Origin of the sequence: Lysobacter sp. Root690 (assembly GCF_001427785.1) — a bacterium.
Classification (GTDB): Bacteria; Pseudomonadota; Gammaproteobacteria; order Xanthomonadales; family Xanthomonadaceae; genus Lysobacter.
In genome coordinates this window covers 513,807-531,212 of the sequence record NZ_LMHM01000001.1, presented here as the reverse complement: position 1 = coordinate 531,212, position 17,406 = coordinate 513,807, and the positions used below count along the sequence as shown (strand labels likewise).

The following is a 17,406-nucleotide window of genomic DNA, read 5'->3' as shown; positions in this document are numbered from 1 at the left end:
CGCAACAAGTTCGTCCCGGCCGAAGACCGAGGCGCACCGCACGTTTATTGTTGCGAACCGTTCGCATTTGCTACCATTCCCCCAACAGCCGCTGCACACGCAGTCAGCCAGACCTCATCGATCGAGGCCGACTCCGTGTCCGCAACCCGATGCTTCCGCGCGCCCGCGCGGTCTCCGCTGTTCCTGTCCGTCCTCCTGGTCCTGTCGCTGCCGTTCGCGGCGGCGGCGCAGAGTTCGTCGTCCGCCCCGGCCGATGACGCGCAGACGCTCGACGCAGTGCGCGTCAACGCCTACCGCGTCACCTCGCACGCGCAGGGCGCGACCAAGACCGATACCTCGGTCGCCGAAACCCCGCAATCGATCGCGGTGATCGCGCGCGAGGAACTCGACGCGCGCGGCGTGCAGAATCTCAACGAGGCCATGCGCTACGTCGCCGGCGTGTCGCTGGAAAGTGGCGGCATCGACAACCGCGTCGACGACTTCCGCATCCGCGGCTACGACGCCGGCAGCTGGAGTAATAACGTCACCCTCGACGGCATGCGCGCGCCGCAGGGCAGTCAGTGGAATCGGACCATGTTTGACAGCTGGAACCTGGAGCGGGTGGAAGTGCTCAAGGGGCCGTCGGCGGTGATGTACGGCCAGGTCGCGCCGGGCGGCATGGTCAATCAGGTCAGCAAGACGCCGCAGCCGGATCAGCAGCAGGTGCTGCAACTGGGCTTGGACGCGCACGGCCAGTACAGCGCGGCGTTCGACGTCGGCACCGCCATGGCCGACGACGCGCATCTGCTGCGCCTGGTCGGTCTGTATCGCGACGGCGACACCCAGATCGATCACACCGAACAGAAGCATTGGTTTCTCGCGCCGAGCTATTCGTGGCAGATGGGCGAGCGCACCCGCCTGACCGTGCTTGGCCTGTATCAGAAGGACGAGGGCGGCTCGACCTATCAGTTCCTGCCGATGGACGGCACGCTGGTCGCTACCCGCTATGGCCGGATGAAGAACAGCACCTTCATCGGCGAGCCGAACTGGAACACCTTCAACCGCGATATCTGGACCGCGGGCTGGTTGTTCGAGCATGCCTTCAACGATCACTGGAGCCTGAGCCAGAGCGCGCGCCGCACCCACGTGGAATCGCTGTTCCGCACCGTGGTCACCAGCGGCGCGCTGAATCCGGATGGTCGCACTCAAAACCGCCGCGCAACCTGGGGCGAGGGCGAGTCCGACGGCGACACCGTCGATACCCGAGTGCAAGGCAAGTTCCGCACCGGCGCGCTGGCGCATACGCTGATCGTCGGCGTGGACTGGCAGAAGGCCGACTGGAACGGCGGCCGCGGCGCGATGAGCAATCCCGCGCCGATCGATATCTTCAAACCGGTGTATACCGGTTATGTGCCGGTTACCCGCTCGGTCGGCCTGTCGCGCGGCGTCAACGAACAATTCGGCGCCTATCTGCAGGATCAGGTCGCGGTCGGCAACTGGCGTTTCCTGCTCGGCGGCCGTTACGACCGCACCGACGACGACACCGCGACCGCGACTTACACCGTCGCCACCGGCCGGACCACGCCGTGGGCACGCACGCGTCTGAAGAACGAGGCGTTCACCGGTCGCGCCGGCGTGCTGTACGCGGCGGCGAACGGCTGGTCGCCGTATCTGAGCTACGCCGAGTCGTTCCAGCCGCCGACCACCGATATCAACCAAAGCCATACGCGCACGCCGTTCGATCCGATCACCGGCAAACAGTGGGAAGGCGGAATCAAATTCCAGCCCTCGGGCTTCGACGGATTGATCACGCTGTCGGCCTACGACCTGCGTCAGCAGAACATCCTCACCGACGATCCCGACCCGACCCACGTCACCTGCGGGTCGACCGGCGCCAGCCGTTGCCAGGTGCAGAGCGGCGAGGGACGCGTGCGCGGCCTGGAGCTGGAAGGGCGGGTCACCCCGCTGGAAGGCTTCAGCATCATCGGCGCGGCCTCGCGCATGGATTCGGAAATCACCCGCGGTACGCCCGACGTGCAGGGCAAGCAGCTGAGCATGGTGCCGGACTGGACCGCATCGATCTGGGCCGACTACACCCTGCAGCGCGGCGCGTTGCAGGGTCTGGGGTTCGCCGCCGGCGTGCGCCACAACGGTGAGAGCTACGGTGACAGCGCCAATCTCTACCGCATCCCGTCGTACACGGTGTTCGACGCGGCGATCCGTTATCGCATCGAAGGCGGCAACGGTCCGAGCACTCAGTTCGCGCTCAACATCGGCAACCTGAGCGACAAGACCTATGTGTCGACCTGCGGCGGCGTTTCGTCGTGCTTCTACGCCACCGGCCGCACGGTCGTGGCGAGCGTGCGGTTCGGCTGGTGATGCGCGATGGCGGCGCATTGCCACGCGTGTTCATCGCAGTCGGGTCGCGTCGGCCTCGCGCTGTGCGCATGACTAGGCAGGATAAAAACGCATGAACGTGTGGCTGTTGATTCCCGCGCTGCTGTTCGCGGTCGCGGCCGGTGGGTTGCTGTATCTCGCTTCGCCGCAGCAGCAATGGCGCGCCGCCGGGCCGTGGCCCGCGCGACGCGGCATTTGGCCGGGTGCGATCTGCGCACTGCTGTCGCTGGTGTTGCTGTGGCCGGCGATGGGGCCGGTCGAAGCGGTGGCGCTGTGGCTGACGGTGCTGATGCTGGTCACGACGCTGGCGCCGTTCCTCGGCGCCTGGCGTCATCAGCGTCGCCGGGTCAAGCCATGAGCGACAAACAGCCGTCTTCGGAAAGCCGTCCACGTCTGCAAAGCCGTCACTGGTTCGGCAAGGGCTCGGCCGGGTTGCTGCTCGGCTTCGGCCTGGCGCTGGCCTTGTCCGGACTGTTCGCGTGGCTGGGGCCGGGCGGCATCGACGGTGGCGGCGGAAAGATCCAGTTCAACATGTGGCTGATATCGCCGATCTGGTGCATGGCGCTGTCGTTCGTGTTCCTGTTCCGCACCAGCGCGCGAGCGTGGTGCTGGCTCGGCGCGGCGAACGTTGTGGCGTTCGGCGCGCTGTGGATCGTGCGTTCGGTGATGGCGTAAGGAATGCCGATGAAATTGCGCAACGACATCATCAAGGTCTACAAGGACGTGCATATCTGGGTCGGCATCATCGCTGGCCTGATGCTGTTCGTCGCGTTCTACGGCGGCGCGATCACCATGTTCGAAAAGCCGCTGGAGCGCTGGGCCACGCCGCCGTCGACGTTGTCGGCGCCAGTGGCGCTGGAGCGCGCGCCGGAGCTGGTCGACGCCGTGCTCGCCGCGCACCCGGAAGCGGCCAAGAACTACCTCGTGCTGGTCGAAACCGCGCCTGACGTGCCCGCGCGGGTGATCTGGCGCGTGCGCGGCGCCAGCCGTCGCGATGTCACCGAATTCGGCGCCAGCTTCGGTCCCGGCGGCGTGCTGCAGGTCGAGAAGATCCGCAAGACCCCGGTGGCGCAGTGGATCGACGATCTGCATCAGAACGTCGGCCTGCCGTTTCCGCACGAGATCTCGCGCTTCTTCATGGGCGCGGTGGCCTTGCTGTATGCGCTGGCCCTGGTCTCGGGGTTGATCATCCTGTTGCCGACCTTGGTCAAGGATGTGTTCGCGCTGCGCATCGGCAAGAACATCAAGCGCATGTGGCTCGACGTACACAACGCGCTCGGTCTGGTCAGCCTGCCGTTCCATATCGTCATGGCCCTGACCAGCGTGGTGTTCGCGTTCCATGACGAGTTCTACGACGTCCAGGACAAGCTGGTGTACGCCAACGGCATCCAATGGGGCGAGGAAGAACACGCGCCGCCGCCACCGCCCGGTGCGCGGCCCTTGCCGGCGACCGAGCTGCTGCGTCGGGTCAACGAGCAGCTGCCGGGTTTTCGCGTCTACGGATTCAGCTTCGAACAAGGCGACGATCGCGTGGAAGCGCGCGTAACCGGCCTGGATACCCGCCACGGCACGCGCGCGCGCACTTATTCCTCGACGCATCTGGACGCGTACACCGGCGAGGTCGATACGCACGATCTGCCGGGGCACATGGACGGCTGGAACGGCTCGGTCAACGCCTTCTTCATGCTTCACTTCGGCAGTTTCGGCGGCAACACAGTGCGCTGGATGTATTTGCTGATGGGCCTGGCCGGCGCGATGTTGTTCTACACCGGCAACCTGCTGTGGATCGAATCGCGGCGCAAGAAAGATCGCGGCAACGGCCCGGTGGTGCAGACTCGTTCTGCGCGCGCGCTGGGTCATCTCACCGTGGGCGTTTCGCTGGGTTGCGTGGCCGGCATCTCCGCCACGCTGGCCGCGACCAAGTGGCTGCCCACGCGCGTGGACGATCTGGCCGCATGGCACCAGGGCATTTACTACGCGGTGTTCGTGGCGGCGGTGGCCTGGGCGTTCGCGCGCGGCGCCGGGCGCGGCGCGGTCGAGCTGCTGGGATGGTGCGCAGTGCTGACCTTGTTGATTCCGCTGTCGAGCCTGGCCGGCGCGTTGGGCCTTGGCGGGGCCTGGAATCATCCCGGTTATGGCGTGGTGGTGGATCTCGCTGCCTTGGTGGCCGTGCCGGTGTTCGTGCTGATCGCTCGCTATACCCGTCGGCGCATGCGCAACGGCCACAGCGACAGTGTCTGGGCGGCAACGACGGCGCGCAGCGGGAGCTGAGCGAGGCAGGTGGATCGCGCGACGCGCAACTTGGACAGATCCCGCGCGCCCCGGATATCCTGCGTCTCTCCTCGCGTTTGATGAACCGGGTGGACGATGAACACGATCAGCACCAAGGACCCGATCGCGGTCGCGGTCGTCGAGGCGATCCAGGCCGGCGATGTGGCCACGTTGAAGCGCCTGCTGCTGGAGCATCCCGACCTCGCCACTTGCACGATCGCCGCCGGTGATCCTCACGGATCGCAGCGCACGCTGCTGCACATCGTCAGCGATTGGCCGGGCCATTTTCCCAACGGTGCCGAGACGGTGAGCGTCCTGGTGGCGGCCGGCGCCGACGTCAACGCTCGGTTTGTGGGTACGCATCAGGAAACCCCGTTGCACTGGGCGGCGAGTTGCGATGACGTCGCGGTGCTCGATGCCTTGCTCGATGCCGGCGCGGACATCGACGCCGCGGGTGCGGTGATCGGCGGCGGCTCGCCGCTGGCCGATGCGACCGCGTTCAAGCAGTGGCGGGCCGCGCACCGGTTGGTCGAGCGCGGTGCGCAGGTAACGCTGTCGGACGCCGCGACACTCGGGTTGATGGATCGCATCGAGGCGATGTTCGCCGCCGAGGCCGTGCCCGACCGTGAAGCGATCGATGAGGCTTTCTGGTGCGCCTGCCACGGCGGCCAGCGCGATGCGGCGGAGTATCTGCTTGAGCGCGGTGCGGACGTGAACTGGTTGGCGCCGTGGGAGCCCATGACGCCGCTCGATGCGGCTGAACGTGGCGAGTACGACGAACTGGCCGCATGGCTCAAGGCGCGTGGAGCAAAGTCGGCGGTTGAGGTTCACCTCCAGCGATAGCACGGTTGGCTCTACACGGCGGGTCGCGACCGAGAAAGCGATCTCACCGGTTCGTTAGTTCCGCTGACTGTCTCCATGTGCATCGGTCAAGTACAGCCGATCGAACGCTTCGACATACTCGGCGCTCAGCGACGCGTCCATGTGGCCATGGCCCGCGACGACAAGCAGGATTTTTCTGGCATCCGCAACGGCCGCGGCGTCGAACAGCGCCTTGGCCATCGCGGGGCGCGTGGTGGTGTCGTCCGCGCCCGACACGATGAGGACGGGTTCATCCAGCGTCGCCATCATCTTCAGGTTGCCGCGCCCCGCCAGGCTTGAATCCACCACGCCCTTGCGGATCCAGATGGACGCATCGGCGAAACCGTTCGCCCATTGTTCCGCGGAAGTCGCCGACGATTCCAGCACCAAACCATCGAGCGAGCGTTGCTTCGCGACCTCTCCGGCGACAAAACTGCCCAGCGAGTGGCCATGCACGATCAGTGGCCTGGTCGCGACTGTCGGCAGCGTCTTGACGTAGTCGTAGAGCAGCGGCCCATCGGCCATCATCGCGTCCAGCGACGCGGTGCCGGTGCTGCCGCCGTAACCGCGATGGTCGAAGGCCACGATGTCGACGGGCAAGTCTTTGTAGATGCGCAGCACGTACTGATAGTGCTGGCTGAGAACGAAGCCGTTACCACCGAAGTACAGCACGGTCGCGACCGCGCCGGGCCTCTGAAAGAGCGCGCCACGCAGTACCGCGCCGGGTTCGAGCGGAAGCGAGATCGCCTTGATGGTCCATGCACCATCGGCGCTGGTGCCCGATTCGATCGCCGCTCCCGGTTTCGCCTGGACGATGTTTTTCTCGGATACGTGCAGCACGCAGCCGCTGAGTAAAAACAGGCCTGTCAGCCATGCGATTCGCATCTGGGGTCCTTTCCAAAAAAGGCTATAAGGCGTCTTGTCATGATCGATGATTCGCCAAACCAGCGAAAACGATCAGTCGACGTCGCATTTCGGGTAGCTCGCGGCTGCACACTTCGCGGCGGAGGGTCGCCGTCATCGTTCGATTGGGCGCCGCCGATGCTTACGCCCCATTGCCTTGCCGCGCCGCCGCGTAATGCGCGCGCATGAACTCGGTGAAGGCGCGCACCTTGGGCGTCAGCTGGCGCGCATGCGGATAGATCGCGAAATAGTGGCGCTGGCCGGCATGGTGCTGCGGCAGCAGGCGCAGCAGGCGGCCGGCGGCGAGGTCTTGATGAACCGTCAGGTAAGTCAGCGCGGCGATGCCTTGTCCGGCCATCGCCGCGGCGTGCAGCGACAGGATCGAATCCAGCCGCAGCCGGTCGCCGGCCTTGACCGACGCCACTTCCCCACGGTGCGAGGTCAATTGCAGGGTCGGGCCGTCGCCCGCATAGGCCAGCAGTTGATGATTCTGAAAGTCGGCGGTGGTGCGCGGCAGGCCGTGGTGAGCGATGTACTGCGGCGCGGCCACGAGCACGCGGTCGGACACTGCGAGTTCGCGCGCGACCAGGCTGCTGTCGGCCAGCGGCCCGGAGATGCGGATCGCCATATCGAAGCCGCCCTTGACCAGATCGACGATCCGATCGTCGCAGGAGATATCCAGATGGATTTGCGGATGGCGCTGCGCGAAGCCCGGCAGCCACTGTCCCAGCTCGAGCGCGCCGACCGCGTGCGGCAGGCTCAGGCGCAACACGCCCGACGGCAGCAACGGGTCGTCCTTCAAGCGCTGCTGCGCGGCGTCCATGCGTTCGAGGATGTCGATGCAGTCGCGGTAGTAGTGCGCGCCGGCCTCGGTGGTGGTGAGGCCGCGGCTGTTGCGATTGAGCAGGCGCACGCCGAGGTGTTTCTCCAGCTGACCCAACTGACGCGAGAGCGAGGTGTGGGTGGTGCCGAGGCGTTCGGCGGCCTGGGTGAAACTGCCGGATTCGACGATGCTGCGGTAGGCGCGCATGGCTGACAATTGGTCCATCACTCGACTCCAGGCGGACGGCATCGGCGGGGCGCCGATGCCGTGTTCCGGGTCAAGGGTATCAGTGGACCGGCAGCGCGATGATGCGGTCGGTGCTCATGACGTCGCCGAAGGTGTCCTCGATTTCGGCCAGCGCCGAGGCGTGCAATTGCTTATGGTCGACCCGCGCGCCATCGCGCAGCGCCAGATCGCGGGTGGCGGTGGCGTCGGAGGCGACGATGACCTTGTAACCCTTCGCGGCCGCGTCGCGCGCCGCGCCGGCCACGCAGGCATGGGTCTGCAGGCCCGCGATGATCAAGGTGTCGGCGTTGGCATCCTTCAAGGTTTTTTCGATCGCACCGGCCGAAACGCCCGCGAACACGCTGACCGCATCCTTCTGCACGACCGGCTCATTGGCGCGCGGCTGCATCGATGCGTGGAACTTCACCGTGTTTCCGCCGTCGGCGAACAGCGGCGCGCCGGCGGGCAGGACGTGCTGGACGTGAATGACCGCGATGCGGTGGCGATCGGCGAATTCCAGCAGGCGACGGGTTTGCCGCAGCGCGGCGTCGCCGTCGGGGATGGGCATGCGTCCGCCGGCGAAATATTCGTTCTGGAAGTCGATCACGAGCAAGGCGGTCTTGCCCGCCTGCAGGCTTGAGATCGGGGTGGCGCCGGCGATGGCGCGGATGGTGGGGTGCTGTTCGGCGGTCGGGGTGGTTGCATCGACGGCGCCGATGCCGGCGATCGAGAGCGTGGCGAGTCCGAGAAGGGCAGAAATTCGCATGCGATGGGCCTGTGGGGTTTGGATGGCGGGCATGATGCGCGGCTTCGGTCGGATCGCTTAGCGGGTTGCGCGTACAGCAGCTGTGCGGTTTGCGCACAGGTCGATGCGCAGGTCGGTGTGACGCGCGAGGGTTGTACGCAACGCTGTCGACACCACGCCATGCGCATAGTCCTTTCCGGCGTCATCGCGATACAGTGGCTGTATGTCGAAAGTCCGATTCGGAGCGGAAAACAGATGGCAGGCATGATCTGCGACCTGCAAGGCTCGCCTTTACGTTGCCCCTGCTGCAGCTGCAAAACCCTCGGCGAACGCGGCGGATACGAAATCTGCGAGGTCTGCGGTTGGGAGGACGACGGCCAGGACAACGACAACGCGGACGAAGTGCTTGGCGGTCCCAATGGCGCGCTGAGTCTGACCCAGGCGCGGGCCAACTATCGGCAGTTCGGCGCCTCGGCGCGCGAGCGCCTGACGCGGGTTCGTGCGCCTCGGCCGGAAGAGTTATGACGAGCGTGCCTGCACTATCCCAGCGAACCACGATGAACCTGGCCGACCTGTTTTTTCAGAAGCTGGACAGCTTCCTCGACGCCGGGCCTGGGCCGGGCAGCTTCGGCCCGCTTGTGTATGTGCAAGCCGAGCCTTCGCAGTTCCTGCTGGCGGCCACAAACGCCGGCGGCACGGCGGTGCCGCTGGTGCGTTGGCATGATCTGTTGCCGAGGAAGGCGCTGGCGCGGGCGATGCATAAGCGCGGCTACAGCGAAGCGGATCTGGATGCCATCGTCGTGGTCCTCTCGCGCTTGGCTCTCGTGTTCGAGGTCGATCGACGTCAGCGCACCAATAAGGATTACTTCATATTCTTTTACGTGCTGCAGTTGCTGGCGCTGAAGCAGCGTCCGATCGAGGGCGGCGATGATGTCCGGAGCAAGGCGCTGTATTTCCTGTTGTTCGAGCTGAGCATCGATCACGAGGTGCGAGCCCGGCTGAGGCTGTCGGGAAACAGGATGATGTTCGCCACCGACGAGCTGGTGGAGGTCGATTTTTCCCAGGTGGTCGACGAGGTGTACGGCTCGCTGGGCATCGAACGCGCCAAGGAGCATGCGCTGCTGTCGTGCATGCATGGGTTCCATCGTGCGGTGGTGGCGTTTGTGGCCGCTCCCGGTGACCCGGAGCTTCGCTTGAGCTTCGACGATCGCAACGCCGATTTGATCGATTCGGATCGGTTCGTGGATGCGTTGGCGCGCGATCCGGGGCGGGTGTTCGAGGCGCTGGCCGCCGCCGTGGATCGCCATCAGTCGAACGACCGTTTGTTCGTGTCGAACATGATCCTGATGAACTACTCCTTTCATGTCCTGAAGGATCGCCCGGAAGATGTGTTGAATCTCAGGCGCTACCTCGGCAACGATGGCTTGTTCGGTGAGGTGCTGCGGGCGCTGATTCATCGGCGGATGTTTGTCGACAAGGCGCAGTTCGCGGCCATCGACACTGGGCAGGACCTGTCCGATCTGGTGGTGGATAGCGGGCTGTTCTACAACATTACCCATAGCGAGTTGATCGTCTAGCGCTCGCGGAGCGGACAAGAGGTACGAAAGCTAGCGATGCCCGACTTGAAGTCAGAAACCGAGCGATTCCGCCACTGGGCCGATGGTCTGGCGATGCACGACGGCCAGTGGGAATGCGTGTACGAGGCGTGGCCGGCCTGGTATGAGGCCGTTCTGGATTGGGTCGGCGGACGCGCGGGGCGGGCGGCGCCTGATGCCGATATCGGGCAGGTGTTGTATGCGATCGCTCGCGACCGCGATGCTCAATACTTGGTCCGTGAAATCCGCAAACGACATCCCGACGCCCTGCTGTGGCTTACCCGCGCCGCGCTTGTTCAAGGCGAGGCCGAGGCGCGGTGGCAGTTGGCGGTCGAACTGGGGCAGTTGCCGCGCGGCGACGAAGCCGAGGGCCTGTTGCTGGCCTTGGCCCGCGATGACGACGAGTACGTGCGTCGTCGCGCGATCCGCTCGCTGGCCGCGCTCGGCGTGCAGTCGGCGGAAGCGTTGGCTTGGGGCGAGTGGCAGCGTGTCGACGAGAATCAGGAGTGGGCGCGGATGTCGGCGTTGGAGTGTCTGCGCCAATTGAAGTCGCCGCGCCTTGCGGCCTTGTTGGCGGATGCCTTGCAGGACACGCGGCCGCAGCTTCGTCGATTCGCGCAGCAGCTGCGCGAGCACGATGGTGGGGCGGCTGAAGACGGGTAACACCCGGTCGTGTGCGCGCTTCGATCGGTTGCCGCATCGGATCCGGCATGAGTGCGCCCGCGCGGGAGATGTTGCTGAAGAAGGCGTGTTCGTTGTGAGCCGGCTGCCGGCCAAGTTGCGATTCATACAATCCCGCATTGACACTCGCGCCACCCTTCAAGGACGACCTTCCATGCCGCGCCCCTTATTGCTGCGTTCCACCGGGATAATTCGCTACAGCCCCGAGCTTGGCCCCGGCGCGGGCCATACGCGTCGCGACGGCGGCAGTACCTGGTGGTGGTTGATCATCGATTGCGATCCCGAACTCGGGCGTTATCTGCGCCACCAATTCCTGCTCGGCCATCGCCGCACGCGCGCGCTGCAAAGTCCGCTGTGGGGCCCGCATATCTCGGTGATCCGCGGTGAGGTTCCGCCGAACGCCGCGGCCTGGAAGAGGCTGGACGGCGCGACGGTCGAGTTCGACTACGACCCGGTGGTATGCGAAACCGAGGGGTTCGTGTGGTGTCCGGTGTCGTGCGCGCAAGCCCTGAGTGTCCGCGAAGAGCTCGGGCTGCCGCGCGAACCTTCTCCGGCGTTGCATCTGACGATCGGCAACGCCCATCAAGTGCTCGGCGGGGCGGGGTAGCGCCGCGATCTTTGCGATAGATTAGCCGCCTTGATCCGCTATCGACATGGAAACGCACGACATGAGCGACGACGCGAAAGTGAAAGGCCCGGCCTCGTATTTCCCTTCGATCGAAAAGAACTACGGCCAGCCCATCGCGTATTGGCTGGGCGTGCTTGAGGGATTGAACGGCAAGAAGCACATGGAGATGGTCGCCCATCTCAAGACCGCGCATCAGATGGGCCATGGCCACGCCAATGCGCTCGTCGCCTACCATCTGGCGCGGGCCGGGAAGTCTTGAGCGCGGTGGGCAACGACGCGCGCCTTCGTGCGCGTCGTTGCGTTGCCACCGTTTCTTCTTCAACCGTCCTTCTGCATTCGCCTTGAGCATGGACCGAGACGATCAAGCCAATCAGCAGGTGCTCGCGAGGGTCGTGAATCAGGGCGATGTGTTCTGGATCGAGCCGGACCCGTCGCGCGGATCAATTCCCGGGGTCGCGCATCCGCATGTCGTGGTGCAGGACGACGTGTTCAATCATTCGCGCATCGGCACGGTGGTGGTCTGCGCGCTCAGTTCGAACCCGGCCCGCGCCAGCGAGCCGGGCAATGTCGCGCTGGAGGCGGGGGAGGGCGGCTTGGCCAAGCGCAGCGTGGTGGTGGTCTCGCAGGTGTCGTCGCTGTACAAGGCGCGCCTGGGCGAGCACATCGGCGTGTTGTCGGCGCAGCGGGTGGCGCAGGTCCTGGCGGGGATGCGGTTTCTGCAGGCGTCGTTCTTCGAGCGGCGCTGAGGGCCAGGGCGTCGCCGCGCACGAGGGGCGATCGGCCGCTTCGTTTCGCTGCCCGCACGGCTTCACGGTCGACCCTGCCCGCTATTCATGTTTCACCATCGAGCCCAGGCATCGACAAGCCACCTCGCGGCCGCTTTCAATTCGACAACCTGACGTGAACAAAATCGGTTAAGTCCCGCAAACCCAAGGTTTTTTTACCACGGGCCCGCGTGCTACCCTCGCGCCAATGACCCGACGCCATACCGCCCGTTGCGCCCTGTTCGGCGCACTCACGCTCGCGTTGGCCGCCTGCGCTACGCAGACGCCTTCCGTATCCCCTATCGCCACCGCCCAGGCTGCCGCCGCGACGCCCGCGTTGCCGCCGCCGGTCAAGCCCGCTACTCCGGTGGTCGGCACACCCGCGCTGCCGCCGCCGGTGGTGCAGATGCCGATCGAGCAGGCGCGCGCGCAGTTCGTGCGCGATACCGCCAGCCAGTACGGTGTCGACCCAGCTTATATCGAGTCGGTGCTGGCCAAGGCGCAGATCCGCGACAGCATCGTCGCGGCGATGTCGCGGCCGGCCGAGGCCAAGCCGTGGCGCGATTACCGCCCGATCTTCATCACCCAGGCGCGCATCGACGGCGGCAAGGCGTTCCTGGCCGAGCACCGCGCGCAGCTCGATCGCGTGCAGGCGCAGACCGGGGTCCCGGCCGAGATCATCGTCGCGATCGTCGGCGTGGAAACCAGCTTCGGCAAGAACACCGGCAAGTACAACGTGGTCGATGCGCTGTACACGCTGGCCTTCGCTTACCCGCGCACGGGCGATCCGACCAAGCTCGATCGCGAGAACCGCCGCGAGGCGTTCTTCCGTGGCGAGCTCGCCCAACTGTTCGCGCTGGGCAAGGAAGAAAAGATCGACATCACCACCCTGACCGGCAGCTACGCCGGCGCGATGGGCTGGGGCCAGTTCATGCCGTCGAGCTATCGCGAGTTCGCGGTGGACGGCGACGGCGACGGCAAGCGCGATCTGTTCACCGATCTGGACGACGTGTTTTTCTCGGTCGCCAACTACTTCGTCAAGAAGGGCGGCTGGGTGCGCGGCGGTCCGGTGGTCGCGCGCGCCAATCGCGATGCGACCGCGGCCGACTTCGTGCCCGAGAACATGGACCCGGTGTATTCGCTCAGTGATCTGGCCGCGCGCGGCTATCGCCCGCAGACCCCGGTGGCGCCGGCCGAGACCGCGACGCTGCTCAATCTCGATGGTGTGAACGGTCCCGAATACTGGCTCGGTTTCCGCAACTTCTATGCGATCACCCGCTACAACATCTCCAAGCATTACGGCATGGCGGTGTACCAGCTGGCCGAGGCGATCGCCGGACGGGAGAATCCCTTGGCCGCACCCGTGAACGTGTCCAGCCCGGCGGTCGCGCCGGCCCCGACGGTCGAACCCCAGGCACCGCGGGCATGAGCGGCGCCGGCCCGAAACGGCTGCCGATCGCACATGCGCTCGGTCGGCTGATCGTCGCCGCGCTGCCGCTGGTCCTCGCGGCCTGCGCCAGTTCTCCCAAGAAATCCGGCTCCCAGGCGCTCGCGCTGCCCGACCGCGGCCATGTCCACAGCGCCGGCCTGCCGTCGTCGTCGCATGGCGGGCGTAAGAAATCGCCGTATGCGCCGGCGCAGGAAGACCTCAGCAAGCGCGGCAACTACAAGGCCGGCGGCCTGTACGCGCCGGGTGTCAGCGACACCACGCCCGATTACATTCCCGATGTCGATTCGATCCCCGAACCCGAAGTCGTCGCCGAGGCGCGTTCGCAGTTCGGCAACCGCTCGCCGTACGTGGTGCTGGGCAAGACCTATAAGGTGCTGGACTCGCACGACGATTACGTCGAGACCGGCACGGCTTCGTACTACGGCCAGAAATTCCACGGCCGCCGCACCTCCAACCTGGAGGTGTACGACATGTACGCCTTCACCGCCGCGCATAAATCCTTGCCGCTGCCGAGCTTCGCCCGGGTCACCAATATCGACAACGGCAAGTCGGTGACGGTGCGGGTCAACGACCGCGGCCCGTTCCATGACGGCCGGGTGATCGACCTGAGCTACGCCGCCGCGGTCAAGCTGGGCATCACCCAGCGCGGCACCGGTCGGGTCGAGGTGCGCGCGCTGCATCCGGGCGAGGCGGCGCCGCCGCTGTACGCCAGCGCGGCCAATAATCCGCCGCAGCCGGTCGCGGTAGCCGCCAAGCCGGCGTCGCCGTCGGCGATCGACCGTCTGGTTTCGGCGATGCCGATCGCCAGCGCGAACGCCGGCGAATTGCCGCCGGGCGTGCGCGTGGCGACCGGCAAACCCGCGCCGGTCGCCGCGCCGGTCAAGACCACCGTCGCCACGGGCAAGCCGCTGCCGACCGCCGCGACGCCGGCCGCCGAGGTCAAGACCACGGTCGCGACGGGCAAGCCGGCCACGACCGCCACCGCGGCCAAGCCGGCCACCGTCGCGTCGGCCTCGGGCGATTACCGCTTCGACATGATGCAGAACGGCAAGTCGATGAGCGCCGACGAGTTCGACGCGTGGATGAAGACCCGTCAGGTCCGCGTTGCGACCGGCAAGGGCGTGGCCCTGGCGCCGCCGAAGCCGCTGAGCCGGGCCGAGCAGCGCGCCATGGCCAAGCAGCAGAAAGAACAAGCAAAGGCCTTGTCCGCGGCCGAAAAAGCCGCGAAGAAAGCCGGCAAGGCATCGCCCGCGACCGCCGTGGCCGCCACGACCGCATTGCCGGCGCCGCCGGCCGCGCCGCCGCCGCCGAGCCCGGCCAAGGCCGCCGCGGTGGTCGCCGCCGCCACGCCCAGCGTTGGCGATGTGGTCTTGCAGGTCGCCAGCTTCTCCGCGCGCAGCAACGCTGACCGCGCCCTGACCATGTTGCGCGGCGCCGGGATCGGCACCGCCAAGTTGCTCGACGGCAATGCCGCCAACGGCCAGAAGGTCTGGCGTTTGCGGGTCGGCCCATTGCAGGCCGATGCCGCGCCGGAACTCGCCGCCCGTATCGTCGGTCTGGGATTCGGCCAGCCGCAACGCGTGCGCGACTGAACTGCAGCGGCCGTCCGGCGTGCCGGGCGGCTGCAAGGATCGTCCATCTCAGGCACGATGCACGACTTCGCGGACTGGGGAAGGAACGCCCGGTCCGTCCCATACCCGCGGTGGACGCCAGGACGCCGACGCCGGAACCCCACACACCCTCGGCCGGCACGCCGCCGGCCTCCGGAGTAGTTCAACGATGACCCTTCGCTCCACCTCGCGCGCAGCCGCCTTCGCCGCGCTGACCTCGGCATTTCTGGTAACGCTCGGGGCCGGTTTCGCCTCGGCGCAAACCCCGGCCGCCAAGCCCGCCGCCGCACCGGCCGCCGCCACGCCCGCCGCGGCGCTGCCGCCGGCCAGCGATTCGCTGCCGGTTCCGCCGCCGCCGCAGATCCAGGGCACCGCCTGGGTCCTGATCGACGCGGCCAGCGGCAACATCCTGGCCAGTCACAACCCGGACCTGCGGGTCGAGCCGGCCAGCATCACCAAGGTCATGACCAGCTACGTGATCGCCGCCGAGCTCAAGGGCGGCAAGGTCAAGGACACCGACCAGGTGATGATGACCGAGAACGCCTGGCGCAAGGGCGGCGCGGCCACCGACGGCAGCTACTCGGGCTTCGCGGTCAACCAGACCGCGCCGCTGGTGGAGATGGAAAAAGGCATGGTGGTGCAGTCCGGCAACGACGCCGCGATCGCCCTGGCCGAGCACGTCGCCGGCAGCGAAGACGCCTTCGCCGCGCTGATGAACCAGTACGCCGCGCGCATCGGCCTGAAGAACTCGCACTTCGTGAATCCGCACGGCCTGTCGCAGGAGAATCATTACTCCACCGCGCACGACTTGGCCCTGCTGGGTCGCGCGCTGATTCACGATTTCCCGGTCGCGTACTCGTACAACAAGATCAAGGAACTCAAAGTCGGGCCGATCACCCAGCCCAATCGCAACCTGCTGCTGTGGCGCGACAACACCGTCGACGGCATCAAGACCGGCCACCACTCCAAGGCCGGTTACTGCCTGATGGCCTCGGCCCTGCGCGGCGACCAGCGCCTGATCTCGGTGGTGATGGGTTCGACCTCCGAAGCCCAGCGCGCCACCGACAGCCAGGCGCTGCTCAACTGGGGCTTCCGCTTCTACGAAACCCACAAGCTGTACGACACCAGCAAGGTGATCGCCCAGCAGAAGGTGTGGAAGGGCCAGACCGCCGAAGTCCAGCTCGGCGTCGCCGAGCCGCTGCTGGTGACCGTGCCGCGCGGCAAGTACCCGCTGCTCAAGCCGAGCATGGACGTGCCCAAGAGCCTGGTCGCGCCGATCAAGAAGGGCCAGGCGATCGGCACGGTCAAGGTCATGCTCGACGGCAAGGTGATCGCGCAGCGTCCGCTGGTGGCGATGGCGGCGGTGGAAGAGGGCGGTTTCTTCAAGCGCCTGTGGGATGAGTTCTGGATGTGGTGGGAGTCGGAGTAAGTCCGCTTCGATGCTCATCGCAGCACGAAAAAGGCCGGCATTCGCCGGCCTTTTTCGTGTTCGGCGGTTCGGCTTGGATGCGCATTCAGTCGTTGGCGCGTTGCGTCCACAGATGGCCGAAGTCGAAATGATAGCGGGTCAGCGCCAGCAGCAATGGCAGCATCAACACCGGTCCGGTCAGTGCAAACAGGGCCACGAGGTGTTCGGAGGTCCATCCGGACGCTAGCAGATTGCCCAGTAGCAACAGGATGACCACGCTCAGTTGTGCCGAGGTCAATATCAGGCAGATCAGCCATTGCCAACGTGGCCCGATCGGCCGCGCGGTGATGAAGCCAACCAGCCCGAGCATGCCCCACAGGTTCAACAAGGTGGGCAGCAGCGAGGTCAGCGCCAGCATGCCGATGCGCCATTGCATCCACATTCCGGCCAGCAACAATGCGCACAGAATCGCGAAGTACAGCCACCACCAGCGGCTGGGCCGCGGTCGCTGCGGATGCGCCGGCGTGATCTGGCTTTTGGGTGCGGCGTAGGGATCTATGGTCATGCGCGATATTTCTGGGGCGGCCTGCTACAGCCTATCAGTGCTGCCGGCGCCAGGTTTGGTCGGTGCAATTGGTTCGGCAGGGGGGGCGTGCTGACGTTCCACAATAGGCATTGCGGGTTTGTTTTTGCGTATGTTCGAAGGCGCGCAGTCCATCCAGCGCCGCGAAGCCTGTAGCTTGCGCTAGCAAAAGCCCATTCATAGGGCGGCGACATGGATGTGCGTCGTGCGCCACTGCGGGAGGATGTCCGGCGTGGGGCGTGCCGCGTAGGCATCTCACTTGCAATGACCATGGTTCACAACCCCGCGCGATTGTGCATGAGTGGATCGTAATCCTCATGGCCTTTCTGTAGGAGCGGCGCAAGCCGCGACCGCGCCATTACGACAGCCTCGCAACCTGCGCCGTAGTTGCATTCCCGCGGTCGCGGCTTGCGCCGCTCCTACAGGAAGGCCATGTCGCTTTTGCTTGGGCTTGAAGCCGCGCAGTTCATCCAGCGCTGCGAT

The 17,406-nt window shown here is 66.1% G+C and carries 17 protein-coding genes and 1 pseudogene; 14 read left to right on the top strand and 4 right to left on the bottom strand.

What is annotated here, in order from left to right:
- The first annotated feature begins 135 nt into the window (after positions 1-135).
- The 5 genes from ASD86_RS02325 (at position 136) to ASD86_RS02305 (ending at position 5,490) form a co-directional block, all read left to right on the top strand.
- The gene (locus ASD86_RS02325) at positions 136-2,358 is read left to right on the top strand and encodes a TonB-dependent siderophore receptor (protein WP_235567637.1); all 2,223 of its coding nucleotides are present in this window, start codon (positions 136-138) and stop codon (positions 2,356-2,358) included.
- Positions 2,359-2,449: 91 nt separating this feature from the next.
- The gene (locus tag ASD86_RS02320; protein ID WP_056106433.1) at positions 2,450-2,734 is read left to right on the top strand and encodes a hypothetical protein; all 285 of its coding nucleotides are present in this window, start codon (positions 2,450-2,452) and stop codon (positions 2,732-2,734) included.
- Complete coding sequence (locus tag ASD86_RS02315; RefSeq protein WP_056106430.1) at positions 2,731-3,051, top strand: hypothetical protein; 321 nt, start codon at positions 2,731-2,733, stop codon at positions 3,049-3,051. Before ASD86_RS02320 ends, ASD86_RS02315 begins: the two co-directional genes overlap by 4 nt.
- Before the next feature lie 9 nt (positions 3,052-3,060).
- Positions 3,061-4,647 (top strand): PepSY-associated TM helix domain-containing protein, encoded by a 1,587-nt coding sequence (locus tag ASD86_RS02310; RefSeq protein WP_056107069.1) that lies wholly within the window; start codon positions 3,061-3,063, stop codon positions 4,645-4,647.
- Between the two features lie 96 nt (positions 4,648-4,743).
- The gene (locus tag ASD86_RS02305; RefSeq protein ID WP_056106428.1) at positions 4,744-5,490 is read left to right on the top strand and encodes an ankyrin repeat domain-containing protein; all 747 of its coding nucleotides are present in this window, start codon (positions 4,744-4,746) and stop codon (positions 5,488-5,490) included.
- Between the two features lie 54 nt (positions 5,491-5,544).
- On the opposite strand, the gene ASD86_RS02300 is transcribed toward ASD86_RS02305, so the two are convergent.
- The 3 genes from ASD86_RS02300 to ASD86_RS02290 form a co-directional block, all read right to left on the bottom strand.
- Positions 5,545-6,393 (bottom strand): alpha/beta hydrolase, encoded by an 849-nt coding sequence (locus ASD86_RS02300; RefSeq protein ID WP_082577981.1) that lies wholly within the window; start codon positions 6,391-6,393, stop codon positions 5,545-5,547.
- A gap of 160 nt (positions 6,394-6,553) precedes the next feature.
- Positions 6,554-7,459, bottom strand: a complete 906-nt coding sequence (locus ASD86_RS02295; RefSeq protein WP_056106424.1) for a LysR family transcriptional regulator — start codon at positions 7,457-7,459, stop codon at positions 6,554-6,556.
- 61 nt (positions 7,460-7,520) lie between these two features.
- Positions 7,521-8,225: an isochorismatase family protein gene (locus ASD86_RS02290; RefSeq protein ID WP_056106422.1), complete on the bottom strand. Its 705-nt coding sequence runs from the start codon at positions 8,223-8,225 to the stop codon at positions 7,521-7,523.
- 159 nt (positions 8,226-8,384) lie between these two features.
- Here ASD86_RS02290 and ASD86_RS02285 point away from each other — a divergent pair, with 159 nt between their 5' ends.
- From ASD86_RS02285 to ASD86_RS02245, 9 genes and pseudogenes are all read left to right on the top strand, one after another.
- Positions 8,385-8,729 carry a CPCC family cysteine-rich protein gene (locus ASD86_RS02285; RefSeq protein WP_200957159.1) on the top strand — a complete coding sequence of 115 codons (345 nt, stop codon included), beginning with the start codon at positions 8,385-8,387 and terminating at the stop codon, positions 8,727-8,729.
- 32 nt (positions 8,730-8,761) lie between these two features.
- Positions 8,762-9,781: a hypothetical protein gene (locus tag ASD86_RS02280; protein WP_056106418.1), complete on the top strand. Its 1,020-nt coding sequence runs from the start codon at positions 8,762-8,764 to the stop codon at positions 9,779-9,781.
- Positions 9,782-9,826: 45 nt separating this feature from the next.
- Entirely contained in the window at positions 9,827-10,462 is a 636-nt protein-coding gene (locus ASD86_RS02275) for a HEAT repeat domain-containing protein (protein WP_162253594.1), read from the top strand.
- Positions 10,463-10,634: 172 nt separating this feature from the next.
- Entirely contained in the window at positions 10,635-11,087 is a 453-nt protein-coding gene (locus ASD86_RS02270) for a hypothetical protein (RefSeq protein ID WP_056106414.1), read from the top strand.
- 61 nt (positions 11,088-11,148) lie between these two features.
- Entirely contained in the window at positions 11,149-11,367 is a 219-nt protein-coding gene (locus ASD86_RS02265) for a DUF4287 domain-containing protein (RefSeq protein WP_056107066.1), read from the top strand.
- A gap of 88 nt (positions 11,368-11,455) precedes the next feature.
- Positions 11,456-11,854, top strand: coding sequence for a type II toxin-antitoxin system PemK/MazF family toxin (locus tag ASD86_RS02260; protein ID WP_056106413.1), 399 nt, complete (start codon positions 11,456-11,458; stop codon positions 11,852-11,854).
- Positions 11,855-12,080: 226 nt separating this feature from the next.
- A pseudogene (gene mltB, locus ASD86_RS02255) lies at positions 12,081-13,229 on the top strand (lytic murein transglycosylase B); the annotation flags it as partial.
- 68 nt (positions 13,230-13,297) lie between these two features.
- Entirely contained in the window at positions 13,298-14,914 is a 1,617-nt protein-coding gene (locus tag ASD86_RS02250) for a septal ring lytic transglycosylase RlpA family protein (RefSeq protein ID WP_056106410.1), read from the top strand.
- 187 nt (positions 14,915-15,101) lie between these two features.
- Positions 15,102-16,361, top strand: a complete 1,260-nt coding sequence (locus tag ASD86_RS02245) for a D-alanyl-D-alanine carboxypeptidase family protein (RefSeq protein WP_082577978.1) — start codon at positions 15,102-15,104, stop codon at positions 16,359-16,361.
- Between the two features lie 85 nt (positions 16,362-16,446).
- Here the strand turns inward: ASD86_RS02245 and ASD86_RS02240 are convergent, their stop codons facing one another.
- Entirely contained in the window at positions 16,447-16,905 is a 459-nt protein-coding gene (locus ASD86_RS02240; protein WP_056106408.1) for a hypothetical protein, read from the bottom strand.
- Positions 16,906-17,406: the final 501 nt, after the last annotated feature.

Coding starts and splice junctions, on each gene's coding strand:
- ASD86_RS02320 (WP_056106433.1), top strand. CDS start 2,450: ATGAACGTGTGGCTGTTGATTCCCGCGCTGCTGTTCGCGGTCGCGGCC.
- ASD86_RS02315 (WP_056106430.1), top strand. CDS start 2,731: ATGAGCGACAAACAGCCGTCTTCGGAAAGCCGTCCACGTCTGCAAAGC.
- ASD86_RS02310 (WP_056107069.1), top strand. CDS start 3,061: ATGAAATTGCGCAACGACATCATCAAGGTCTACAAGGACGTGCATATC.
- ASD86_RS02305 (WP_056106428.1), top strand. CDS start 4,744: ATGAACACGATCAGCACCAAGGACCCGATCGCGGTCGCGGTCGTCGAG.
- ASD86_RS02300 (WP_082577981.1), bottom strand. CDS start 6,393: ATGCGAATCGCATGGCTGACAGGCCTGTTTTTACTCAGCGGCTGCGTG.
- ASD86_RS02295 (WP_056106424.1), bottom strand. CDS start 7,459: ATGGACCAATTGTCAGCCATGCGCGCCTACCGCAGCATCGTCGAATCC.
- ASD86_RS02290 (WP_056106422.1), bottom strand. CDS start 8,225: ATGCGAATTTCTGCCCTTCTCGGACTCGCCACGCTCTCGATCGCCGGC.
- ASD86_RS02285 (WP_200957159.1), top strand. CDS start 8,385: ATGCGCATAGTCCTTTCCGGCGTCATCGCGATACAGTGGCTGTATGTC.
- ASD86_RS02280 (WP_056106418.1), top strand. CDS start 8,762: ATGAACCTGGCCGACCTGTTTTTTCAGAAGCTGGACAGCTTCCTCGAC.
- ASD86_RS02270 (WP_056106414.1), top strand. CDS start 10,635: ATGCCGCGCCCCTTATTGCTGCGTTCCACCGGGATAATTCGCTACAGC.
- ASD86_RS02265 (WP_056107066.1), top strand. CDS start 11,149: ATGAGCGACGACGCGAAAGTGAAAGGCCCGGCCTCGTATTTCCCTTCG.
- ASD86_RS02260 (WP_056106413.1), top strand. CDS start 11,456: ATGGACCGAGACGATCAAGCCAATCAGCAGGTGCTCGCGAGGGTCGTG.
- ASD86_RS02250 (WP_056106410.1), top strand. CDS start 13,298: ATGAGCGGCGCCGGCCCGAAACGGCTGCCGATCGCACATGCGCTCGGT.
- ASD86_RS02245 (WP_082577978.1), top strand. CDS start 15,102: ATGACCCTTCGCTCCACCTCGCGCGCAGCCGCCTTCGCCGCGCTGACC.
- ASD86_RS02240 (WP_056106408.1), bottom strand. CDS start 16,905: ATGACCATAGATCCCTACGCCGCACCCAAAAGCCAGATCACGCCGGCG.